The sequence below is a fragment of the bacterium genome, assembly GCA_016703265.1.
Taxonomy (GTDB): domain Bacteria; phylum Krumholzibacteriota; class Krumholzibacteriia; order LZORAL124-64-63; family LZORAL124-64-63; genus CAINDZ01.
Genome location: JADJCK010000004.1, coordinates 542,019 through 548,398, shown reverse-complemented (window position 1 = coordinate 548,398; position 6,380 = coordinate 542,019). Strand labels below are relative to the sequence as shown.

Here is a 6,380-nt window from a genome sequence, read left to right as displayed (position 1 = left end):
CAGGGTCTGAGGATGCACAATAGCTGCCCAGCAGATACTCCAGCACGAACACCGGCACATTTGCGCCTTCTTTGACCAGCTTGGTCAAATCCTTGCGGACGATCTTGCCGGTGAAGTGACTATTAAGCAGCACATTGAGATCGGCCCCGGAAACCTGATTGCTGGAAGTCGTCGCTAAAGCTCCTGTCGATCACAACCGGTGCGTACCGCACTTGCATCCGTCTCTGCATCGCGAAGTACAAGGCGGTACGCGGTCTTCTTGTCGTATTCGCCGGCACCCAGCTCCAGTACCACTGTGCGTTTGCGTTCATCAAGGCTATCGGAAGTGCTGTCGAATGTCACTAGTGCGACTGAGGTTACCGGGCGCGCACCCTCGTAAATAGCTGCCCTGACATTCTGGCACGACTCCGCTCCGCTCACCTTCGCAGTCTGGATGAATTCAAATCGGTGTTTAGGAGTCGTGATCTTGTGATTGCCGCCGAGGATCTGAATCCCGACATAGTCAATCCGAGTGGCCTCGGCACTGCGCCCGCGAACGTGCGCGACCCTTACGACGGGCACGACAATTTCCTGGGGCATGGCGCCACCGTGGACGAACCGGGCTCCGCCTACAAAATGAAACCGGCTTGTGCCGCGAGGCACCCAGAATCCGTTTCGCAGGTAGTGCCGGCAGTCACACTGGTGCGACCGTGGTGCGCATTGGCTATGGGCCCCAGATTGGGCCCGATCACATACCTCTTCTTCGTGAGGTAGGCATTACTGGGTTTGACTGCCAATTCGGTACGGTCTGTCTCGCCGGGCGCTTCTCTTTGGAACAGGAATCCATGGTCCGCGGTCACCCACACTGAACCCGCATTCAGGGTGTTTACACAGAATTGTACAAGACGAATCAATTCCTCCAGGCAGTCCTGAACCGCGGCAAACACCTCGCCTTCGGTGCCCGCGGTGTCCCCTCGAGAATCAATCACGTCATGGTAGACATATACCACTCGTGCGCCCTGTACCAGGTCCCGGGCCTCGTCCCTGCCGATTGAAGTCAAGTCACGGGCGCGCAATGCGATGCCTTCAACTGCGGCAAGAATCTTACCGCGATTCTCCGGCACCTTGAGTGCTCTTGCCGTCGGCCTCGACGATTTCCTTGTCAGCATAGGCCAATTTCTTATGAGGCAATAGGCTAGCCATGCCGAGAGCGGTATATGACGGCAGGACCCCCAACATCCAATCCAACTCTGCCCGCATGCGATACTTGCCGTTCATTGACTCAACCAGCTCGTGCGCCGCTTCAAAGCGCAGCGCGTCGCTGATGATGACGTAGGCCTTGCGCTTCTCCGATTCCTGCAGAACGGGCCGGATTTGGTCCCTGAAGAAGTTGTGCTGCATCGCCCGATCGGGCAGGCACCATGACTGCAGGAATCCCGCATCCAGCAGGCGTGTCCACTCACGTCCGAAGGGTGCAAGGAACGCCTGGTCATAGGCGCGTTCAACTTCCTCCGCCATCGCCCTGAGCGGCTCCCAGCCAGGAAGCGCAGCCTCGGCACATGCCGCGCAGAACTCGCGATAATGTCGGTCGTAGCGGTAACCGTCGGAGCAATACATGTCCAGAGCAGCAGACGCATCTGCAAACGAGAAGTTCCCCTTGTGTGTGTTGCGCAGCTCAAAGAGACGGGCCGCGGCCACTATGGCCTCATAGGCGCGGCGCGCGACGACACGCTCGGGCTCTGCCGCGTGGGGCCGGACAACCAGTAGCCCCGCTGACGTGCCGCAGCAGCAGCCTCAACCGAGTCCGCGTCCAATGCGTTGGCCTCATCAAGCACGCGTTTTCGCAGTCGATTGAGTGCTATTCGTTCGGCGTCCCAGAAGGTGAATACTCCCACCTTTATCATCATCGAGGCTCTCCAGCAACTCGCGCAGATTGAGTTCTTCCGCCAGCGCCGCGCCAATTGCATCGTAGCTCTCGGCAAGTGAAGCCGAGTCGCGCCAGTGGGTTAGACAGACAACGGCATTTTTGGCGCCCCGCACGAGGCAATTCGAAATGGGCCACCTGGTCCAATCGACCGCCCTGCAATTGCCGAAACAGATCGGAAATGAACAGACCTCGCAGCAAGCCAGAAATGCTCGGATTGGCCACGGCGTAGCCAAACGTCTTCGCCATCAGATCCCAGAAGACGGTTGCGAGCCCCATCTTTTCCATCGCGTCTATCGCTGGTGGACTCGCGGCCAGGTCAAACCGGCCGGTCTCTGGGTGGCCTTGGCACACTGCGCACAGAATCGCAAACGCCGTATCGGTTTCGCTGTTGGCCAGCACGGCCAGCATCTTGCGATCGATGGCAGCTTCGGTGTCATCCGGCACCAGATGCTTGGCCAACTTGCGTCGCCGTTCCTGGTTCTTTAGAAACATCTCCCGGAGACGCAGATGATCGCGCATCCTCAGGCCGGCCAAGCCCAACTCTTGAAGCCATACGCTGGCTATGTCCGCATGAAGCTCGGCTGAGTAGCACCGAATGTCCAACAGCCAATCGGCTTCCGGACTCGGCGAAGCGCCACCGCGGTAAACCAGGAACCGCTCATCGGGTTCGGCAGATTCGATTCGGATCTTGGCCGACAAGGCACCACCGCGACTCACATTCAAGACCACGATATCAGCCAGCTCCTCTGGTAGCCCGCCGGACATGTAGTCCTCAAATTCCGCGCTTTCGTCGCGCCAGAAAACGATGCGGGCGTCCTCATCGCGGAACTTCTGCGCAAGTGCCTGAGTGATCTGTTCGGCTTTCATTCGTCTTCCGCCTTCTTGCCTTGAACGGCCTTAACTTCTGCCAAGAGGTCGCCAAACTTCCCGTAGTTCACCTTGACGCCGTCATCAAGGTCCAGAGCGATGCGTTGATCGGCGTAATGGCGCAGCGTCTCGTCAAACTTGAGCAGCTCCGCCTGCTTCTTCACCAACGCCTCCCGCTCCTTCTGAAGGCGCCGCTGCGCCGCCGTCGATGCCGCAGCCTGAATATCGCCCTGCAGCTTCTCAATCCGCGCCGCCATCTTGCCCTGCAGCGGGATCACGTACTCGCTGCGCATCCGCGAGAGCGTGCCCTCGTTGTAGCGGTGCAGGTAGACCAGGCACTGGAAGGCCTTCTGTTTGCCGCTAGAGAAGAGCCAGTAGATGGGGCGCTTCTTGTAGGTTTGCAGATGGTCCTTGAAGAAGCTGTCGCAAAGATACCGGCGCAGCGTCTCGCGGCTCGACTCGTTCTTCTTGGGCGAAAGGTTCTCGGCCAGGAGGATGAGGTTCGCGTCGAGGTGGGCTTTGTCCCAGGTCACCGAGAGGAACTCGATGAGGCGGTGGGCGGCATCGTCGCTAAACCACTCGCTGTCAGTGAGCGGGACGATGCCGTCGTCGTCGGCCGGGAAGGTGGGGTAGCGGCGGGGTTCGAAGCCCTCGTTGCCGCTGTGGGCGTAGATGAGGCCCGGTGCATCCAGACTGTAGCGACCCATCATGCAGCCGATGGCGTAGGAGACCAGCGCCTCCATGGTGTCCCGGCGGAAGCGACTCCACTGCTCGTCTTCGGTGAGCTTGCCGCCGTAGCGGTAAGCGGGGTTCACCGAGAGGGTAATCTGCTCCATCGGGACGTCGGGAGTGATCTCGTCCGCCAGGCCGTAGGCGTCGGCGAATAGGCGGTTGTTCTCCTCCTCGAGACGCTTCATCTCGACGATGGTGTCACGGTTCTGTGTTATCCATGCAGTGTAGCCGGACTCTAGGGTGGGGGGGGGGCCGGAGGAGGCCGTCAGGATGGAGAGAGAACGGAAGCCAAGAGAGCCTTCGCATGCGTCCCAGTCGCAGCTGGCTATGCTCGTTAACTGAGCCACTCGTTCGCCAGCAACGATGGAATTCACACCGCGCGGCACTGGAATGTCTCGCACGTTCTTTACTTGGAGGTCCAGCGTGGGGTTGACAATACTAAACAAAGCACAAACGGCTTTGCAATTCAGTATGCCAAGGAGGAGATTTAGGTTGGAGTCGTCAATAATGAAAACTGAAGATCCCACCATGTCAAAAGTGGCATCTTCGGGTAGTACCCTAAAGCTGGGACGTGAAGATGTGATCCTGCTCCATGTTACGCCGAGCCGATAGAACAAGTACTCTGGAACAATTCGGCATCGGCTACTCTTGCGGTAATGAGCGCGGGCATCTGCGGACCAATCAACCACACAATCAATGTTTCCGAACCACTTTCTAAACGACCCTCCTTTTGAATAGGGCAGCCACTTTCGTTCCCTTCCAATATCCGTTGCACGGATCTCCCACCACAAACGAACAAATTTGTCGTTGTCGCCGGTCTTATTTTGTCCATCGGAGATAGTAAGCGATTCGACGGACGGATTATCGAATACTCCTCGGAATGAGTCACTGACCCAATAGGCAACCGGGCTGCCCGGAATCATTTTGAACTCACGCTGCGCTATCCTCGTGAAGCGATCGCTACGCGCAGGAAACTCTGATGGCGTCTGTTTGGAATCCAGGTCATCGATTGTTGTGTATGAGTACGTAGCCACATAGTCAGGCGCATTGATATTCCGGAAGACGGTGGCAGCAACTCCAAATGCTATGCCCATGACGCCGCTTCCCATATGGGCCATGCCGGTGATGGTCTTCTTGCTCAGTATACGAATCCGCATTTTTTCCAACGAAGTGAGAAACATCCAGCTCTGCATCGTAACCATCGCATTTTGGCCACCATGTTTGGCCATCGAGAAGCCACGTTCTATGAAACAAGCAAAGAGATCACTCTTGCATCTGGAAAAATATGCTTACATATTCTCTCGCAGCTGGATTCATGTTCCTGCTACCCATATACGGTGGATTCGCCACCACCTCGTCGTACTGCGTCGCCAGCAACTCGGCCTGTCGCACGAGTGGCCCCAAGCGATTGAGTGCCTCCGACACAAAGAGGTCTTGGCTGCTCGCCTCGCTCAGTTGCTTCAGTGCCGGCAGCTTCTCCGCCAACCCCTCCGGCACCTGAATCAACGACCCAAACGTCGTTGCGTGCTCGAACAGCCGCTTCAGCTCCGTGATGTCCCCCGGTTTCAGCCCGTAGTCCGAGAGCTCCACCTCCTTCGCCAACCCCTCCGCATCGAACCCCGCGCTATTCACCAGCGCGATCACATTGAGCTTCACCCCCCGCTCAAACAGCCGCCGGTCATCCGCCCGCGCCTTCATCATCAGCGCGAAGCCCGTCAGCTGCGTCGCCCGGGGACAGATCTCGAGGCCGAAGAGATTCTTCTCGAGAATCAGCTGCGGGACGTCTCTTTGTCGATAGCCGCGCTCCAGGTAGATGGCCTTGAAGAGCTCATAGGCCTCCACCAGGATGTGCCCGGAACCACAGGCCGGGTCGATGAGCGTCAGCTCTTCGGGATTGAGCTGGCTGGGCGTGATGGCCGCGAGCTGCGCCTTGACCTCGTCGGTCTGCTCGGCGGGCTCGATGTAGTACTCCATCTGCCCTTTGAGCGGCGACTGGGGATAGGTCGCCAGCCACTGCGCCCCCAGCGAGTTCTGGACCATGTACTTCACGATCCAGTTGGGCGTGAAGAGCTGGGTCGCCGCCGGAATGTCTTCCGACTTCACCACCTTGCCGATGACCTGGTCCTTCTTTTCCGAGATGTAGAACTGGTAGAGCCAGCCGATGATCTCGATCTCTTGCCACAGGGCCTCATCAACCTGCTCGACCAGCTGGCGGATCAGCGAGTCGGTGTGGAGCAGATTTGCGGGCAAGAGCAGTTCGTCATCTGCCCCCACGGGCTCAAACAGGAAGGGCATCGCCTGGTGTAGTGCGTTGCACTGAGCCTTCAGCAGCAGCCGGTACAGTTCTTCGTCCTTGGTCCCATCAAGCTTCAGCTCGATGGCCTTGGCCCGGTCCAGGCCCGCCAAGTCAAGGTCGGTCGCGTGATCGAGGATCTCGGGACGGCTGGCGCCCTCCGGATGGCTCAGGACGCGGAACCCGTGCTCCAGGTACCCGTGCAGTTCCATGTAGCGGATTGCGACGAAGCGATTGAACCAGGTGTAGGCGGCCGCCCCCATGATCGAAGCGAGGCCTCCAGCCTTAACCCGATCGACCAGTCTGGCCCTGGGCTCCGCTATTGCCTTGGGGAAGGCCTGGCCGCCGACCATCAGTACATCGCCCTGGACCTTGGCAGGGGCGATGTCCTTGGCGGTGATACCCAGACGGGTCGCTTGAGCCGTGACCGCGGCAATGAACGCTCTGCGGGCGGCGGGTGCGTACTTGCTAAGCTGGGACGTGTTCATGCTTTATCGACTCTATTTCGATTCATTGAATACCGCCTTTTGACTGGATCCCTCGCCATTTGGAAAACACCATGCCCGGCGCCGCCCTAGGGTG

Annotated in this window: 5 protein-coding genes and 1 pseudogene; all 6 read right to left on the bottom strand. The window is 58.6% G+C overall.

Annotated elements, in window-relative coordinates; genetic code table 11:
* Positions 1–133 (bottom strand): hypothetical protein (locus IPG61_09745; protein MBK6734355.1); only part of this gene is annotated, 133 nt, incomplete at its 3' end.
* Between the two features lie 41 nt (positions 134–174).
* Complete coding sequence (locus IPG61_09740) at positions 175–579, bottom strand: hypothetical protein (GenBank protein MBK6734354.1); 405 nt, start codon at positions 577–579, stop codon at positions 175–177.
* Between the two features lie 29 nt (positions 580–608).
* Entirely contained in the window at positions 609–1,103 is a 495-nt protein-coding gene (locus IPG61_09735) for a PglZ domain-containing protein (GenBank protein ID MBK6734353.1), read from the bottom strand.
* Positions 1,084–1,677, bottom strand: a complete 594-nt coding sequence (locus tag IPG61_09730; GenBank protein MBK6734352.1) for a PglZ domain-containing protein — start codon at positions 1,675–1,677, stop codon at positions 1,084–1,086. The genes IPG61_09735 and IPG61_09730 overlap by 20 nt, the downstream gene beginning before the upstream one ends.
* 205 nt (positions 1,678–1,882) lie before the next feature.
* A complete protein-coding gene (locus tag IPG61_09725; GenBank protein ID MBK6734351.1) occupies positions 1,883–2,773 on the bottom strand; it encodes a hypothetical protein in 891 nt (296 codons plus the stop codon).
* A pseudogene (pglX, locus tag IPG61_09720) lies at positions 2,770–6,286 on the bottom strand (BREX-1 system adenine-specific DNA-methyltransferase PglX). Before pglX ends, IPG61_09725 begins: the two are co-directional and overlap by 4 nt.
* Positions 6,287–6,380: the final 94 nt, after the last annotated feature.

Bases quoted from the DNA above. Each gene is read 5' to 3' on its own strand.
- IPG61_09740 (MBK6734354.1), bottom strand. From the start codon at position 579: ATGCCCCAGGAAATTGTCGTGCCCGTCGTAAGGGTCGCGCACGTTCGC.
- IPG61_09725 (MBK6734351.1), bottom strand. From the start codon at position 2,773: ATGAAAGCCGAACAGATCACTCAGGCACTTGCGCAGAAGTTCCGCGAT.